This is a genomic window from Acinetobacter sp. YH12251, from assembly GCF_013417465.1.
Lineage (GTDB): Bacteria > Pseudomonadota > Gammaproteobacteria > Pseudomonadales > Moraxellaceae > Acinetobacter > Acinetobacter amyesii.
Window position 1 is genome coordinate 17,517 of sequence record NZ_VPDZ01000018.1, and the last position, 15,771, is coordinate 33,287.

At 37.8% G+C, this 15,771-nt stretch carries 16 protein-coding genes and 1 pseudogene; 11 read left to right on the forward strand and 6 right to left on the reverse strand.

Annotation, left to right across the window (positions count from 1 at the left end):
* Nucleotide 1: 1 nt before the first annotated feature.
* The 6 genes and pseudogenes from FTV27_RS14855 (at nt 2) to FTV27_RS14880 (ending at nt 3,901) form a co-directional block, all read left to right on the forward strand.
* Nucleotides 2-757, forward strand: coding sequence for a zeta toxin (locus FTV27_RS14855; protein ID WP_257230027.1), 756 nt, complete (start codon nt 2-4; stop codon nt 755-757).
* Nucleotides 758-831: 74 nt separating this feature from the next.
* A complete protein-coding gene (locus FTV27_RS14860) occupies nt 832-1,026 on the forward strand; it encodes a hypothetical protein (RefSeq protein ID WP_180035250.1) in 195 nt (64 codons plus the stop codon).
* A gap of 239 nt (nt 1,027-1,265) precedes the next feature.
* Nucleotides 1,266-1,679 (forward strand): YeeE/YedE family protein, encoded by a 414-nt coding sequence (locus tag FTV27_RS14865; protein WP_078193374.1) that lies wholly within the window; start codon nt 1,266-1,268, stop codon nt 1,677-1,679.
* A gap of 2 nt (nt 1,680-1,681) precedes the next feature.
* Nucleotides 1,682-2,101, forward strand: coding sequence for a DUF6691 family protein (locus FTV27_RS14870; protein ID WP_078193373.1), 420 nt, complete (start codon nt 1,682-1,684; stop codon nt 2,099-2,101).
* A pseudogene (locus FTV27_RS14875) lies at nt 2,101-2,963 on the forward strand (MBL fold metallo-hydrolase). The gene FTV27_RS14870 and the pseudogene FTV27_RS14875 overlap by 1 nt, the downstream one beginning before the upstream one ends.
* A gap of 176 nt (nt 2,964-3,139) precedes the next feature.
* Complete coding sequence (locus FTV27_RS14880; protein WP_180079156.1) at nt 3,140-3,901, forward strand: alpha/beta fold hydrolase; 762 nt, start codon at nt 3,140-3,142, stop codon at nt 3,899-3,901.
* A gap of 45 nt (nt 3,902-3,946) precedes the next feature.
* Here FTV27_RS14880 and FTV27_RS14885 read toward each other — a convergent pair whose 3' ends face one another.
* From FTV27_RS14885 to tssH, 6 genes are read right to left on the reverse strand one after another with little or no spacing between them, the layout of a single operon-like run.
* Nucleotides 3,947-4,903, reverse strand: a complete 957-nt coding sequence (locus FTV27_RS14885; protein WP_180035248.1) for a M15 family metallopeptidase — start codon at nt 4,901-4,903, stop codon at nt 3,947-3,949.
* Nucleotides 4,900-5,571 carry a hypothetical protein gene (locus tag FTV27_RS14890; RefSeq protein ID WP_180079157.1) on the reverse strand — a complete coding sequence of 224 codons (672 nt, stop codon included), beginning with the start codon at nt 5,569-5,571 and terminating at the stop codon, nt 4,900-4,902. The genes FTV27_RS14885 and FTV27_RS14890 overlap by 4 nt, the downstream gene beginning before the upstream one ends.
* Nucleotides 5,572-5,583: 12 nt before the next feature.
* Nucleotides 5,584-6,387 carry a type IVB secretion system protein IcmH/DotU gene (gene icmH / locus FTV27_RS14895; RefSeq protein WP_180079158.1) on the reverse strand — a complete coding sequence of 268 codons (804 nt, stop codon included), beginning with the start codon at nt 6,385-6,387 and terminating at the stop codon, nt 5,584-5,586.
* Between the two features lie 9 nt (nt 6,388-6,396).
* A complete protein-coding gene (tssK, locus tag FTV27_RS14900) occupies nt 6,397-7,761 on the reverse strand; it encodes a type VI secretion system baseplate subunit TssK (protein ID WP_180079159.1) in 1,365 nt (454 codons plus the stop codon).
* A 5-nt stretch (nt 7,762-7,766) separates the two neighbouring features.
* Nucleotides 7,767-8,897, reverse strand: coding sequence for a type VI secretion system protein TssA (gene tssA, locus FTV27_RS14905; protein ID WP_180079160.1), 1,131 nt, complete (start codon nt 8,895-8,897; stop codon nt 7,767-7,769).
* Nucleotides 8,898-8,916: 19 nt separating this feature from the next.
* Nucleotides 8,917-11,589 (reverse strand): type VI secretion system ATPase TssH, encoded by a 2,673-nt coding sequence (gene tssH / locus FTV27_RS14910; RefSeq protein ID WP_180079161.1) that lies wholly within the window; start codon nt 11,587-11,589, stop codon nt 8,917-8,919.
* Nucleotides 11,590-12,054: 465 nt separating this feature from the next.
* Here tssH and FTV27_RS14915 point away from each other — a divergent pair, with 465 nt between their 5' ends.
* The 5 genes from FTV27_RS14915 to tssE all read left to right on the forward strand — a co-directional run bounded on the left by FTV27_RS14915 (nt 12,055) and on the right by tssE (nt 15,761).
* A complete protein-coding gene (locus FTV27_RS14915; protein ID WP_180079162.1) occupies nt 12,055-12,666 on the forward strand; it encodes a hypothetical protein in 612 nt (203 codons plus the stop codon).
* Between the two features lie 15 nt (nt 12,667-12,681).
* Entirely contained in the window at nt 12,682-13,185 is a 504-nt protein-coding gene (gene tssB, locus FTV27_RS14920; protein ID WP_078193364.1) for a type VI secretion system contractile sheath small subunit, read from the forward strand.
* A complete protein-coding gene (gene tssC / locus FTV27_RS14925; RefSeq protein ID WP_168379480.1) occupies nt 13,178-14,662 on the forward strand; it encodes a type VI secretion system contractile sheath large subunit in 1,485 nt (494 codons plus the stop codon). The genes tssB and tssC overlap by 8 nt, the downstream gene beginning before the upstream one ends.
* A gap of 48 nt (nt 14,663-14,710) precedes the next feature.
* Nucleotides 14,711-15,214, forward strand: a complete 504-nt coding sequence (locus FTV27_RS14930; protein WP_078190771.1) for a type VI secretion system tube protein Hcp — start codon at nt 14,711-14,713, stop codon at nt 15,212-15,214.
* 70 nt (nt 15,215-15,284) lie between these two features.
* Nucleotides 15,285-15,761, forward strand: a complete 477-nt coding sequence (gene tssE / locus FTV27_RS14935; RefSeq protein WP_078190770.1) for a type VI secretion system baseplate subunit TssE — start codon at nt 15,285-15,287, stop codon at nt 15,759-15,761.
* Nucleotides 15,762-15,771: the final 10 nt, after the last annotated feature.

Below are 15,771 nucleotides of genomic sequence, written 5' to 3' on the forward strand. Positions count from 1 at the left end.
CATGCCTCCACAACCTCGCATTAGAATGTTCGCGGGTCCAAATGGTTCAGGTAAAAGCACAGCTAAAGAATATTTATTGCCCCATCATATTGGGGCATATTTAAATGCGGATGAACTCGAAGCTCAACTGAAACATTCACACAGGCTCAATTTGTTGGATTACCATCCCGCTTTAAAATCAGAAGAATTAATTGACTTTCTATATACGAAAAAACGTCCCGCGAATGGAGAATTTATTCCTCTATTAGCACGTAAACCTCAGATATTAGATCCGTGGAAAATTGGGTTTCATCCAGACCAGATTGACTCATATCTTTGTGCAAGAATTATCGATTACATTCGTTTGCAGTTTTTAGAACTAAAAATTAGTTTTACCTTTGAAACGGTGATGTCCCATATTTCAAAGGTGGAGTTTCTACGCGAAGCAAAAAGAAAAGGCTTTAAAACCTATCTGTATTATGTTTCCACTATTGATCCTGTTATCAATATTTCACGTGTTCAGTACCGAGTGAAAACGGGTGGACACGGAGTGCCAGAACAAAAAATTCGCGAACGTTATTATCGAAGTATGGATTTGTTAATGCAGGCGGTGGAAGCAACGGATCGTAGTTATTTATTTGATAACTCTGCCGATGGACAGCATGCTTCTTTCATTGCGGAAATTGAACAAGCTGAAATTTTAAAGATGAATTCAGGTATTCAGCGTTTACCGTGGTGGTTTGTAGATAAGGTGCTTAAAGAGTTTGAGCCAAATTAATATCAACTGAATATAATATAAAACAAAATAACAGGATGAACCTATGCAAAATAACGACTATAAATTACAACAACATGCAAACTCATCTTGATCAAGCCATTGAGCCGCAAGTTGAACAAGAACAGCAAAAAAATAGTACATCATCTGATCCGTTGTCTTCTGTAGATTTGACTGACTTAGCTGAAATTGGTTCGAATATTATAGAATTGGGCTCAGATGCTTTAACGTGGGTGAGCGATGCACTCAGCGATATTAGTATTGATCTATAAATTATTTATTATTTCAATTAACTTCATAATAAACAGCCTTTATTGAAAAATCTCCGAGGATATATTTCGTGATTTTTCAAGTTTATAAATTAATTCTAAATAAAACTAATCAAACACTCTTGAAGCGTTAATTTTTTCAATCAGGAAATGCATGTCAGAATGAATATTTAGACTGGCGAGTTTGCATATTTTTTTAATAAAATATTATAAAAACATATATTGTTTTATGGCTGATAAATATGCATCCATTTCTAACCGCTTTTCTCGGCGGGATCTTATTGGGCCTGGCAGCAGTAGGCTACCTATATGTACATGGTCGAATCGCTGGTATTAGTGGTTTAATTGCGCAAATGTTGAATCCTCAGACGATTTTAAAAACACCTGCGATATGGTTTTTAGCGGGACTTTTTATTGTACCTTTTATCTACGGGAAAATGACCTCTGTGACAATTGAACTGGATGCAAGTCCATGGATGATGATCATTGCCGGTGTTTTGGTTGGATTCGGAACTCGATTAGGTTCAGGTTGTACTAGCGGTCATGGCATTTGCGGTATTAGTCGTCTTTCTAAGCGTTCATTTGTTGCAACTGCTAGTTTTATGTTGGCAGGGATTATCACAGTTTATGTAATGAGACATGTAATCGGAGCTTAATGATGAAAAATATATTGGCATTTATTTTTGGTGGAATTTTTTCATTAGGTTTAATGATTTCGGGCATGTCTAATCCAGAAAAGATCTTAAGTTTCCTTGATACAACAGGGCAGTGGGATGCGAGTTTAGCTTTTGTGATGATGGGAGCCATTGCAGTTGCATTTATTCCATTTCAAATGGCCGTTCGTCAATCAAAACCGACAACCTTTGATGGGACGGCGATTGAATTACCAAGTAATAATCAAATTGATGTAAAACTCGTCTTAGGGAGTGTTATCTTTGGAATAGGTTGGGGTATTGCTGGGATTTGTCCTGCGCCAGCCTTTACTTTGATCGGGCTTGGTTATTATCAAGCGATCTATTTTGTTGTAGCGATGTTTGCGGGCGTCTATATACATCGTAAATTTTCGGGAGCAAATTAATGTCAAATCGTGCACAGGTACAACATTTTTTTGATGAAAATACCAATACATTCAGTTATGTGTTAGCCGATCCGCAAACAAACCGATGTGCGATTATAGACAGTGTATTGGATTATAATGTTGCTTCTGCAACTACTCAAACGAAGCATGCAGATTTGATTATTCATTATATTTAAGAAAATAGCCTAAGCGTAGAATGGATTTTAGAAATGCATGTGCACGCAGATCACTTAACCGCATCTCAATATTTAAAAAAGTTCTTGATGGTAAGATTGCGATGAGCCATAACATCAAGATTGTGCAGGAAACATTCAGCGCCATTTATAATTTTGATGTGAAATATTTTAATTCACATCAGTCATTTGATTATTTATTTGCAGATCATGAGGCATTTAAAATTGGTGAGTTAAATGCCTATAACATTCCAACGCCTGGACATACACCTGCTTGTCTGAGCTATGTGGTTGGTGATGATGCTGTGTTTGTCGGTGATACCTTATTTATGCCTGATTATGGCACAGCACGCTGTGATTTTCCCAAGGGCAGTGCGGAAGTATTATTCGACTCTGTACAAAAGATTTATCAGTTAGCACCTGAAATGCGCGTGTTTTTATGTCATGCAAAATACTGCTGCGAAAGCAGTGTGCATGCGCAAAAACAGTAGAATATTTATATCCACGTTGGTACGAAAAAAGAAGATTTTGTCACAATGCGAACTCAGCGTGACGCAAATTTGGCTATGCCAAAACTGATTTTACCTGCAATACAAATCAATATGGATGCAGGTAAATTTCCAAAACCAGAAGGGAATGGTATTCGCTATTTAAAAATTCCTTTTAATCACTTTAAATCTGCAAATTAAAGACAAAGAACCTTTAGGTTGAATGCGGTTGGCTATTTCACTTAATAAAATAGCCTAAGCAAGTTAATTAATTGCCACCTAAAAATAGCCTAAGTAGGATTAATAAGTTTTAACTGTCATTTGATTTCATTCATTCAACTAGGCATCATTATATCAACATAGCAAAGTATTCAAAAATGATCCTTAATTACGAATATCATCAAAAATTAGAAGGCGAAACGCACCCGCTAGTCTTTATTCACGGTTTATTTGGCAGCCTCAGTAACTTAGGGATGCTTGCCAGAGCTTTTCAAAATTCACATTCTGTCATTCAGCTTGATTTACGAAATCATGGTAAATCACCTCAAAGTACAGAAATGAATTATCGTGAGATGGCAAACGATGTACTTGAGACATTAGATTTAATTGGCATTGATAAGTTTTCAGTGATTGGCCATTCCATGGGAGGCAAGGTCGCAATGCAATTGGCTTTAATCTCAGAGCGGGTAGAGCAACTTGTTGTATTGGATATCGCACCCTTTGCATATCAAGAACGTCATCATGATGAAATATTTAAAGCTTTGATCGCTGTACAAAATGCACAAATTCAATCTAGACAGCAAGCGGTTGAAATTATGCGTGAGTATATTCATTCGGATATGGTTATACAGTTTCTACTCAAATCGTTTAGTAAAGGACAATGGTTGTTTAATGTAGATGCGTTGTATAAACAGTATGACCAGATTATTGGTTGGGAAAATATCGGAAATACTTGGCAACAGCCTGTATTGTTCATCAAAGGTGGAGAGTCACCTTATATTTCAAACACGGAACATACTAAGGCGATAGAACACCAATTTCCACATGCGAAAATTGTAGAAATAGAAGGTGCAGGCCATTGGTTACATGCAGAAAAAACAACTGACGTTTTAGAGCAAATACAAAATTATTTAAATTAATACGGTGTGCCTTCAATTATATTTTGAAGGCAAAACATCGAAATATTACTCAATCGAAATGTTATTGGCTTGAAGCTGACCTTCTGAGGTCAGTAGTGCGGCCATCTCTGCAGTTTTTTTCAGGCCTGGCATACGATATTCTGTATGACCATAATCTTGAATAGATTTCCAGCGTCCGCCCCATGTTAAACCAACAGACTCAGCGGCTTGACCATAAAGTTGATAACCACGCATAGCCCAAGGGTCTCGTTCAGTAATGACCACTTTGCCATTGCGTTTAAATGCAACATCAGCTGCTAAACCAAACTGATGATAACTTTGGAAGCCACGGGCACGAGTGGTATTTTTATTGGTGGCTAAATTATTTTGACGTTCTGGACTACGATAACCTTCGAGTAAAACCATTTCATAGCCATGTTGTTCACGCATGATTTTAAACACCATTAATAAGCGCTGCTTATAACGAGGGTTCATTTTATGCCATTTACGGTCTGCTGAAGGTACATCTGTTGAGTATGTGTGCGTATGGATATCTTGAACTTCTGGGTTAAAGCTAGAAGCCATAACAGATGGCTGCTCAATCATTGCTGCTTCTTCAGCGATCGCTTCTTGAACAAGATATTCTTCAACCTCAGGAGGCGCATCTAAAACCTGTCCATCAAGCATGGCGTAAATTTGTGGGTCGACTTTACGCAAATAATCAGCTTCCACTTTACTTGCAGTAATCGGGCGAGTAAAAGCAAATAATAAAATACTGGCAAACAGTAAGAAGCCTGCAAATAAAATCCACCATTGTTGTAAATGCCAGTGTGATTGAATTTGTTGTGGTGCTGCTGCATAGTTCAGTTCATAAGCAAAATTTTTGGCGTGCTGAATTCTTTTTTTACTTTGTGGAATGATTTGAAAGAAAAAATCCTGAACTTTAACTCTGAGTTCATAAGAAAAACAAAGCACTGTCACCAGTGCTAAGACAAAGAAACAACTAACCAAAAAGATGATCATGGGGAAACTGTAGCGCTCACAGTCGCATTAGCAGTGTTTGTTGCAGCAACCACTTTCGGACGTTTAGTTTCAGAAATTTGCGTTCCACCCATCGGTTCTTCAAAGTGCTCTTCTTCTTTTGCTGCTTTCGTAGAAAGCTCTGTAGGTTTGGTCACCTTAGCTGTTGTTGGCGCAGCTTTTGGTTTTACTAATGTAGTTGGAATATGTTGCTTAACGGTTGTTGTAGCAGCTACAACAGGGCGCTGCGGTTGGGTAATTTCAAAAGGCGAACGGTTATTCGCTACAGCTTGAACAGGCTGAGTCACTTTAGCCGTATTGCCATGATTGAAAGCAGTAGCTAAATCATTCGAATATAAACCATTATCCTGATCTTTTTCGTCCATAGCATGAACGCTTTGCAGTGCTTTTTCAGCTGAAGATTGCTCATTTTCACTTTGACGGGGTGCAGTGGTTGCCTCAGTTTCAGCTTTATCTTCAGTTGGGGCAGAAGTAGTCATTTCTGTATTTGCAGGCTGATCGTCAGAACTTAGATAAAAATATCCCAGGCCAACAACAATAATGACCGCAGCACCAACAAGAAAGCCAATCGCAGCATGAGCTAAAGGCGGTAAATTATTCTTTTGAGTCGACTGTAAAATTCTAACGTTATTCGATTTTTCGTTTGCCATGGTGTCTAAGTCTTATGGTAAATGAATGGTGATATAAGCCTGTTCCGATGGTGCAGTTATGACATTTTGATATTGTGATAACGCCTGATTATTTTGGCTGGATAACATATATTTCAGTCCACCAAATGCTAATACAGCAAACAATGCCCAAAAGATAATGATCCAAAAAAATGGTAATTCACGGTGAATAATATTTTTAATTTGATCCGGCAGTGCCGCGAAAGGCGAAAACGCCTTTTTACCTTTCATATAATCAATTTCATCACCGACACGTGCAACGAGTGAATTGAGCATTTCAATCGATTCAAGTCGGTATTTACCATGAAAACCAAGGAGCATGCAGTAATGATAAACTTCAAGTGCTGCTAAGCGATCTTTATTCTTAGAACGAATTTGCTCTAAATTTTCAAAAAAACGATAACCTGCTAGCTGTGAACCAAAAAGACTTAATTGCAGTGGATTCATCATCCAATTGTTTTGTAAATCAAAAAAACGTGCATCTTGTTGGGTGACAATGGTTTCATCTAATAAAGCGCAATAGGCATATTTTGCGTCCGTGATATCTTCATTGCTGAATTGAAGCTTACGGGCTTGGCTTTCAAATCGGTTTAATAGATCCATAATTTTTGTCCTGAAACTTTCAGGGCTGGATGGAACATATTGATTTTTGAGTAAAAATACGATGTAAAAACCATCATGCAGTAGATCAACTAAATTGGTTGAACTGTTGATTTTAGGTTCAGAACTTGGTTTTGAAGAGCCTAATCCAATTTGACCATCGTCAAAAAGTGAAGGGGCATTATTTGAAATATTCATGATTGCTCCTTAACCATTCATCACAGCAATAAGTTCAATCGAGATATCTTGGAAGCCAGCTGGTATGTAAACGCAGATGGATTCAGAATCAAGCATACGTTGATACAAATCATTATTTGGCTCAACTTCAAAATAACTCACACCTGAACGTACCGGAATTGCTGTTGGCACTTGCATCATATGTTGCAATGGCACAGCCGGTAATGCCGCCATGACTCGCTGTTCAACATCGACAGTATTGCCGACTTTAAAGCGCAGCGGTACATAAGAAATAATGTCATGTGTAGGCATCACACTACTTGAAACAGCTAAATACAGGCGAGAATCGCGAGTAATTTTGTCACTTTCAAGGCTGCCCACCCAGTAGGATTGACGGGTTTCTTTCAAGTTAATACTGATATATCGATTTGAAATAATCGTATCGAGCAACTCACGTAAAATCACATCTATTTGAGCAAAACTTTCTTGCAAATTATGATGTTGATACTGTGGGAGTTGATCTACTTCGTAAGCTGTCGAGAAGGTCAGTAACGAACCTGTCAGACGTAATAATTCAAAATATAAACGTTCAGGATGAATCAGTGGATATTGCAATAAATGGTTTAATGTTGCATGCGCAGTATTTAGCGCATTAACCAACCAAAACGACACAATATCGCCTGAACGGAATTCAATTAACTTTTGTTCATTTTCACGATTATTCGATTGAATGGTTTTAATTTTAGCTTTGATAATATTGAGCGTTCGTTTAAGCCCAGTAATCAGCGAATCACACGAACTAATATGTAATATTGGTGGGATAAATTGATAATCTAAAACAAAATTACCAGAGCTTTGGCGTTTGATGCGGCCTATTGGCATATAAAGAAAACCATCGAGATTGTGCTGTGGTTCTTGGCCTAATTCAAAGATTTTGAACTCTGCACGGCGGCGTAATAAAGTAATTTCCGCAGCCGTCGCATCTGTAAACAAATCATGAGTTTCAGTTAAATGTGAATAATAGCGACTCGATTGGGTATTTTCATCAAAATTGACGTTTCGTTTATTCGGTTGAACGATTGGTAATGCTAAATAAATTTGCATTTCACCGCGTAAATTTAATGAGTCGAGTAGTACAGGCTCAGGTAATAAATCTTGTGCAGGTGCTTGATAAATCTCGCCATCTTGCCAAATCATTTCAACTTTATTCAAAGCCAAAGTATTGGTACTGAGTTGTGATTCATCAAAAATTAAACTTTGAATACCATAAGCGAACGGTATCGTTGCACGAACCGTATGGTTTAAACGCTGTTCATGATAAGCATCTTGTAATTGAAAGTGTTGTGGGCGTAAAAATAATCCTTCGCCCCATAAAATTTTTTCTGCTTTAAACATTGTTTTTACCAGTCGCTATTCGATTCATTGCTTTGTTGCTGAACACCTAACATTTCTTGTACAGCTTCAAGAGGGTTTTCATCCTTAATCACATGAGTTAACCATTCATGCAGTGGCATTTGTGACCATTTAATGGTTTTTTGCAGCATATAACTGACAGGGCTATGCGGCTCATTCACTTGAAAATAGTCCGCAATATCTTGCAAGACTTTCATAGCTTGCTCACGGTTTTCAAGATGATTTTGCACTTGAGGTTTAAATTGCTGTGTATGCTGTTGTTGTATTATTTGCATATCATTCTGCACGGAAGTTACAGTGGAAAGTGTCTGGCTTTCAATTGGAGAATTTGATTGAACCTGTTCAGTGCTCGATGAATTGATAAAAGCATCTGCTTTATAGATTTTTTTTAAGCTCAAGTGAATCATTTCGATTTGAGAGTCAATGCCTGCAAAGCTTGGCGCATCTAAACCCATCAAATCATCAAGAGTCGTTTTTAAGTTTTCCCAATGGTTTAAAATATCTAAAAACTGTTGGTAATACTGGTATTGAATTGATTTTGACGTATTGAACAAGGCATGTTCAAACTGTTCCATACCATTAAAAGACTCTTCTTGATCATCATCTTCATGGTTGGATTTACGTCTTTGGTTTTGAACATGAAGTAGTCGATCATAGTCGGATAGGGAATAAGCTGCCGCGCCATGAACGATTGAAACTGATTTAATTAATGTTGGAATTTGATTAATTATCCCTTGTAATAAACCTAGACGTTGATCAAGGTCATCATCTTCAATTTCAGGATGAAGTTGTAGCCAAAAGTCTTGCAAACTTTTTTGTGTAAGTTCAATCCCTTTGGCAATCCCTTCAAAACCATGAATGTGAGTCCACGCTTCAAGCAACCAACCATATAAGCGAATATCTTTTGTATGTTCGCGAAGTAGATCTGACGATTTTTGGTGCACAAAGCCCCAATCTGCCTGTTTTGGTTCTGCGATCCAGTCGCCTTGATCCAAGAGCGGGTCATCTTGTGTTTTAGCTTTTTTAATTGCATGAAAATCATTTGAAAATGAAAAATCACTACCACAAGGTAAATCATCCGTAATCGGTTGCAATAAAGCGTCGAGCTCTAAACTCATATTCTACATCGTTCCTAACTTATGCTTCTAAGGTTTTAGTCTTTTTGCTGCTGCGTTTTTTCGCAGGTTTACTTTTAGGATCTAAAACATAAATAATTTCATCGTCTTTGACATCGATTTCAATGACTGATGGTATCTTTTGTTCACTCATCGCCATCAACAATTCAGTGGCTAAAGCAGGTAAGACCGTCGCATTTAAAATGTTGTCGACATTACGCGCACCACTATCGACCTCAGTACAGCGACTTAATAATAATTCGACTAAATCGTCGGTATAACGTGTTTGCGTACCATATTGTTTTTCAATACGCGCGGTGATTTTACCTAATTTATGCTGAATAATGCGTACGAGCAGATCATCGTGTAAAGGGAAATACGGCACAATACGCATACGACCTAAAAATGCCGGCTTAAATTGTTTATACAATGCTGGTTTTAATACATCTAAAAGTTCTTCTGCTGACGGCCATTCTTCTACTGGCTGATTTAAACAAGCCTGCATAATGGCACTAGAGCCGGCATTTGAAGTCAATAAGATCGTGGTATTTTTAAAATCAATTACACGACCTTCGCCATCTTCCAAAGTACCTTTATCGAATACTTGGTAGAATAGCTCTTGAACATCGCTGTGTGCTTTTTCAATCTCATCGAGCAAAACCACACTATATGGATTTCGGCGAACTGCTTCTGTCAGTACGCCGCCTTGGCCATAACCGACATAGCCCGGAGGAGCACCTTTTAAAGACGACACGGTATGTGCTTCTTGATACTCAGACATGTTAATGGTGATTAAATGTGACTCACCACCATATAACTCGTTTGCTAACGCAAGTGCTGTTTCGGTTTTACCCACACCACTTGGGCCAACCAGCATGAAAACGCCTTGAGGTTTATTTGGATCTTCCAATTTTGCCTTAGAGGTTTTAATGCCTTGTACCAGTTGATGCAATGCATAATCTTGACCCATCACACGTTGTTCTAACTGTGTTTCAAGCTTCAAAATTTGCTGAATTTCATCATTCACCATTTTTCCAACTGGGATACCGGTCCAGTCTGAAATGATTTCATTAATAATTTGTGCATTCACACGTTCAAAAACCAGCGGCGTTTGACCTTGTAACGTTGCCAATTGGTTACGAATATTGCTTAAAATTTCAATATTTTCTGGTTTTTGCTCGGACTCTTGTTCAAGCGTTTTAATCTGTTGAACGATTTCGAGTTCTTTTTTCCACTGTGTTTCAGTCGACTGAATCTCTTGTTCAAGCACGGATATTTGTGTTTTTACATTTTCAATGCGTTCGTGGTGAATAGGAATATTCTTATGTTCATTTTCAAGAATCACCAATTCAAGCTTCAAATTATGTAATTGAGCTTGAAGTTGATCCAATTTTACAGGTTGTGCATTTTGCGTTAAAGCTACACGTGCAGAAGCCGTATCTAAGACACTTATCGCTTTATCAGGTAATTGACGGCCAGTGATATAACGGTGTGATGCATGGACTGCAGTAACGATAGCTTCATCGTCAATTTGTAAATTGAAATGTTTTGCCATCACTGGAATCATGGCACGCAGCATATCGATTGCGACTTCTTCAGTCGGTTCTTCAACCTGAATTACTTGGAAGCGTCGGCTCAATGCGGCATCTTTTTCAAAATACTGCTTATATTCAGCCCAAGTGGTTGCGGCAATGGTTCTTAACTCACCACGCGCTAGTGCAGGTTTTAATAGGTTTGCAGCATCATTTTGACCTGCTTGACCACCCGCACCAATCAACGTGTGTGCTTCATCAATAAATAAAATGATTGGATGTGCAGAGGCTTGAACTTCATGAATGACTTGTTTTAAGCGATTTTCGAATTCACCTTTAACACTGGCACCCGCTTGTAGTAAGCCCATATCTAAAGTATGAATGCTGACATTTTTTAAAGCATCTGGAACTTGGTTGGTTGCAATTTTTAATGCAAGACCTTCAACAACGGCCGTTTTACCAACACCAGGCTCACCCGTTAAAATCGGATTGTTTTGACGACGACGCATCAAAATATCGAGCATTAAGCGGATTTCAAACTCACGACCAATCACAGGATCTATGCCGCCATTTTTAGCTTTTTCAGTTAGATTAATGGTGTATTGGTCTAGAGCAGGTGTTTTAACTGGCGTTGTTGCATTCGTTTGTGCTGCTGATTTTTCATCTGGTGATGCAGTTGCTAAATCTTCATTTTCAATGCTCTTTAGGCAAAGATCTAAAAATTTATGTTTAATCGTATCGATAGGTAATAAATCGAACAGGGAAGAAGCTCTTGCTGCAATTTGGTATAAATCTGGCGCGGTAAGGAGCGCAACAAGTAAATGACCACTACGAATTTGTGGATTTTGTTCAGCAGAAGCTAATAACCAAGCTTGTTCAAGTAAGCGCACAATGGATTGGGCAAAAATCGGGGTGCGCATATTTCCTTTTGGAAGTTGAGCGATACTTTCTTTGAGGTCATCTGCCAAACCGTCTGCAGAAACTTTGTATTTTTCTAAGAGTATTTGAAGGTCATTTTTATTGTTATAGGTTAATAATTCGAGTAAAAAATGTTCAATTTCGATTTCATAATTTTGCTGTGAAATACATGTATTGGCTGACTTTTCGAGTGAAATGCGGGCGTGAGGTGAAAGTTTAGTAATTAAAACTTTTAAATTATTCATAAATAACTCATCAAATTTAGAATCCACAGTACGAAATTTTACAAGTTTGACTGTGATCTCTTTTTTCTTGCTATAAAAATAAAAACTTTAAAATCAACACCTTATATATTTTTAGTGTCTTGCTTTAGGCGATATAATACAGACTAAATAAAAAAAGGAAAAAGATTTTTTTATAAAATGAAACAAAAAAAAACAAATCGTCGACAAACTTTGGAGTATTTGGCACATTTTTGTATTGACTCTATGTGCTTATTTTTTGTTAAATCTGCAGCATATTTTTAATTTTGATAAATGAAGAGAAAACCCACGGGAAAATAAGTGGTGATTTCTCCACATATCCACATAAATTAAGTTTTAGCACGTAGAAATACAGAGGCAATTTTGAATAAATTTAGTGTTTTATTACCTATAATTTTAGCAGCTAGTTTAACACAAACCGTTTTTGCAAAAGATAAAGCGGCATCTGTGAAAAAATCCTGTTTAAAGGATTATCCACTGGCAGTAGGTGATACAGATCCAGAGATTATTGGTTTTTATAATCAGTTATGTGACAAAAAAAATAAGAAAAATGAGAACTTAAAAAATGAAATTTTTGTAGATATTGCCAAAAAATATCAAGCTAATGGTTACAATTTAAAAGCATTGCAAGCGGTCAATCTGCTGCGAGAAAAGAACTATCAGTCGCCTGAACTTACTGATGTCACTTTTTTAGCAGGTATCGCTATTTCTTATAATGCGCTAAATCATATGCGCAGTAATGAAAATCGTACTCTAGATGAACAGACCTATTCTCCTGCCAAAGTGTTGTCGGATAATATTCGTTATATTCAGCCGACGATTGATAAATCTACGTCTACTGCAGCAGATGTTCGTGAAAAAAGTACTGAATCTTCGAGCAATGTGAAATCTAAACAGACGATACCTACTAAAAAACGAACCAATACAGCGTCTACCAAGCCTAAACAAACGACTACAGCAGCAAGTAAAAAGAAAACCACCACGACAGCAAAACCGCAGACTACAGCGAAAAAACCTGCTACTGGTGGTTCACCTTTCGATACATTGAAGAATAAATAACAAGGAAAAGCACTCATGGCAAAACGTGAAAGTGTACAGAAAAAACTTCAACGAATTCGTCCTCCTCGTGTTCAATTGACTTACGATGTTGAAGTTGGCGACGGTAAAGAAATTAAAGAGTTACCATTCGTTGTTGGGGTGTTAGGTGATTTCTCTGCGGCATCTGAAGTAGAGAAAACTAAATTAAAAGACAAGAAATTCATTAATGTTGATTTAGATAATATTGATGAGGTAATGGAGTCTTTAGCGCCACGTGCTAATTTTCAAGTTGAGAATACCTTGACTGAAGACGGTGGAAAAATGTCGGTAGATCTTACATTTAAGAGCATGGCCGATTTCACTCCAGAGCAAGTTGTACAACAGGTTGATCCATTACAAAAGTTAGTTGCCGCGCGTGAGCGTCTGTCTGACTTGCGTAATAAAATTTCAAATAATGAACGCTTAGAAGATTTACTGGATGAAGTGTTACATAACACTGATCAAATTCGTAAGTTGAGTGTGGAGGCAGAAAATGAGTAATTTTAATACTGCAACTGCTGCAAACCTTGAAGCAACTGAAGAATATTCGCTTTTAGATTCAATTGTTGAACAAAGTCGTATTGCGCGTACAGATCAAGAACATGATCGTGCAAAAAGTCTGATCGGTGAACTTGCCAAAGAAGTCATGGCAGGTACCATCACCGTTTCGGACAATATGACTTTATCAATTGATAAGCGTATTGCTGAAATTGATGCGTTGATTTCATCTCAGTTAAGTAAAATCATGCACCATGCTGAATTTCAAAAAATTGAATCGACATGGCGTGGTTTGTATTATTTCTGCCAAGAAACACCTTCAAACTCTTTAACAAAAATTCGTATGTTAAATACGACGAAAAAAGAGCTGATTAAAGATTTCCAAGGTGCGACCGATTTTGACCAAAGCACATTGTTCAAAAAAATCTATGAAGAAGAATATGGATCATTCGGTGGTGCACCTTATGCAACACTGATTGGTGATTTTGAGTTTGACCGTACACCTTCTGATATGTATTTGCTTGAGCAAATTTCACATGTCGCGGCGGCTGCACACGCACCGTTTATTTCGGCTGCTAGCCCGAATATGTTGGGACTAGAGTCTTTTACTGATATTGATCGTCCGCGTGATGTATCTAAAATCTTTGAAACCGCTGAATATGTACAATGGCGTTCATTCCGTGAAAGTGATGATGCACGTTATGTTGCATTGACCATGCCACGTGTATTGGGTCGTTTGCCATATGATCCAAAAGAAGGTATTGCCACTGAAGGCTTTAACTTCGTTGAAGAAGTTTCGGGTGAAAACCATAATGAATATTTATGGATGAACGCGGCTTATGCCTTTGGTACGCGTTTAACCAATGCATTTGATATGCATGGTTGGTGTGCTGCGATTCGTGGTGTAGAAGGTGGTGGTTTAGTTGAAGGCTTGCCTGTCCATACGTTCAAAACCAATGATGGCGAAGTGGTCTTTAAATGCCCAACTGAAATTGCCATTACTGACCGTCGTGAAAAAGAACTGAGTGACCTTGGTTTTATTCCATTGGTACACTGCAAAAATACGGATTATGCAGCATTTTTCGGTGCGCAATCGACGCAAAAACCTAAAAAATATGACAGCGATACAGCAAATGCCAACTCTGCATTGTCTAGCCAGATCCAATACATCATGGCAGTTTCACGTATTGCACATTATTTAAAAGCAATGATGCGTGACAAAGTGGGTAGTTTTGCATCAGCGGGTAATGTTGAGACCTTCTTAAATGAATGGTTATCGCAATATGTATTACTCGATGATGGTGCATCTCAAGAAGCTAAAGCTCAGTATCCATTGCGTGAAGCTTCTGTAAAAGTTGTAGAAAATCCAGCTTTGCCTGGTCACTACAAATCTGTGGTTTTCTTAAGACCACATTTCCAGTTGGATGAGTTGTCTGTTTCATTACGACTTGTGACTGAGTTACCTCAGTCCTCAAATTAATTTTGGGTCAACACTATAATAACTTTAAATAAATAGGTATTCAGAACAATGAAAGATATATACATTCAATTTCGTGGTAAGTACAAAGTAGACGGCGAATCTCGTGATGCAGAGCACAAGAGTTGGTTAGAAGTTAACTCTTGGACGCATAACATCCGTCAACCTAAATCTGCGACTTCTTCAAGTGTGGGTGGTCACACCGCAGAACGTGTAGAACATTCTGACATGGTTTTTGTTAAAGATTTAGATGCGACAAGCCCTAAACTTTGGGAAGCATGTTCAGCAGGTTATACATTTGATGAAGTTCAAATTGATTTTTACCGTGCGAATGGCGACAAACGCATTAAATATCTTCAAATCAAACTGAAACATGTGTTGGTTTCTAGCGTGACACCAACTGTAAATGATGAAGGTGTTCCACACGAATCATTTGGTTTGAAATATGCTGCAGTAGAGTGGACATATAACCAACAAGATATTAACGGTACTGCGAAAGGTGCTGTTACTAAGAAGTGGTCATTATCTAACAACACTGCTTCATACGCAGCGTAATAGATGGATTCAGATAGAGGCTTACTTGGGTAGCCTCTATTTTCATTTTTTTTAATATTTATAAGAAGATATGAATCTCGATCAGCTTTATCCTTACGGTTTTAGAACGACATTATTTGACCGCTTATTACCAGCAGATGCTCAGCAGACTCAAGGTCTGTCTTTGCAAGAACTTCGTGAATCTGTTGCTTCGGATTTAGAGGATCTCCTCAATAGTCGGGTGGCAAAGTTAGATGAACTGATTGATGACTTTCCATTAGCAAAAAAGTCTATTTTGCAATTTGGTATTATCGATTTTGTGGGCTTATCGACAGCAAATCCATCGGATCGCGACAAAATTTGCCAGTCAATTGAGCAATCGATTGCTGCACATGAACCGCGTTTAAAACAGATTCGAGTCGAAATGCTCATGGATGGCCATAATATGGGGGCACTATGTTTAAGTATTCAGGCATATTTAAATATTCATCCTTTATACGAACCAGTTATCTTTGATGCCTTATTAAAACCAACAACACAACAATATGTTATTTCTCCAAGAGCTTAATGAAGTGGGT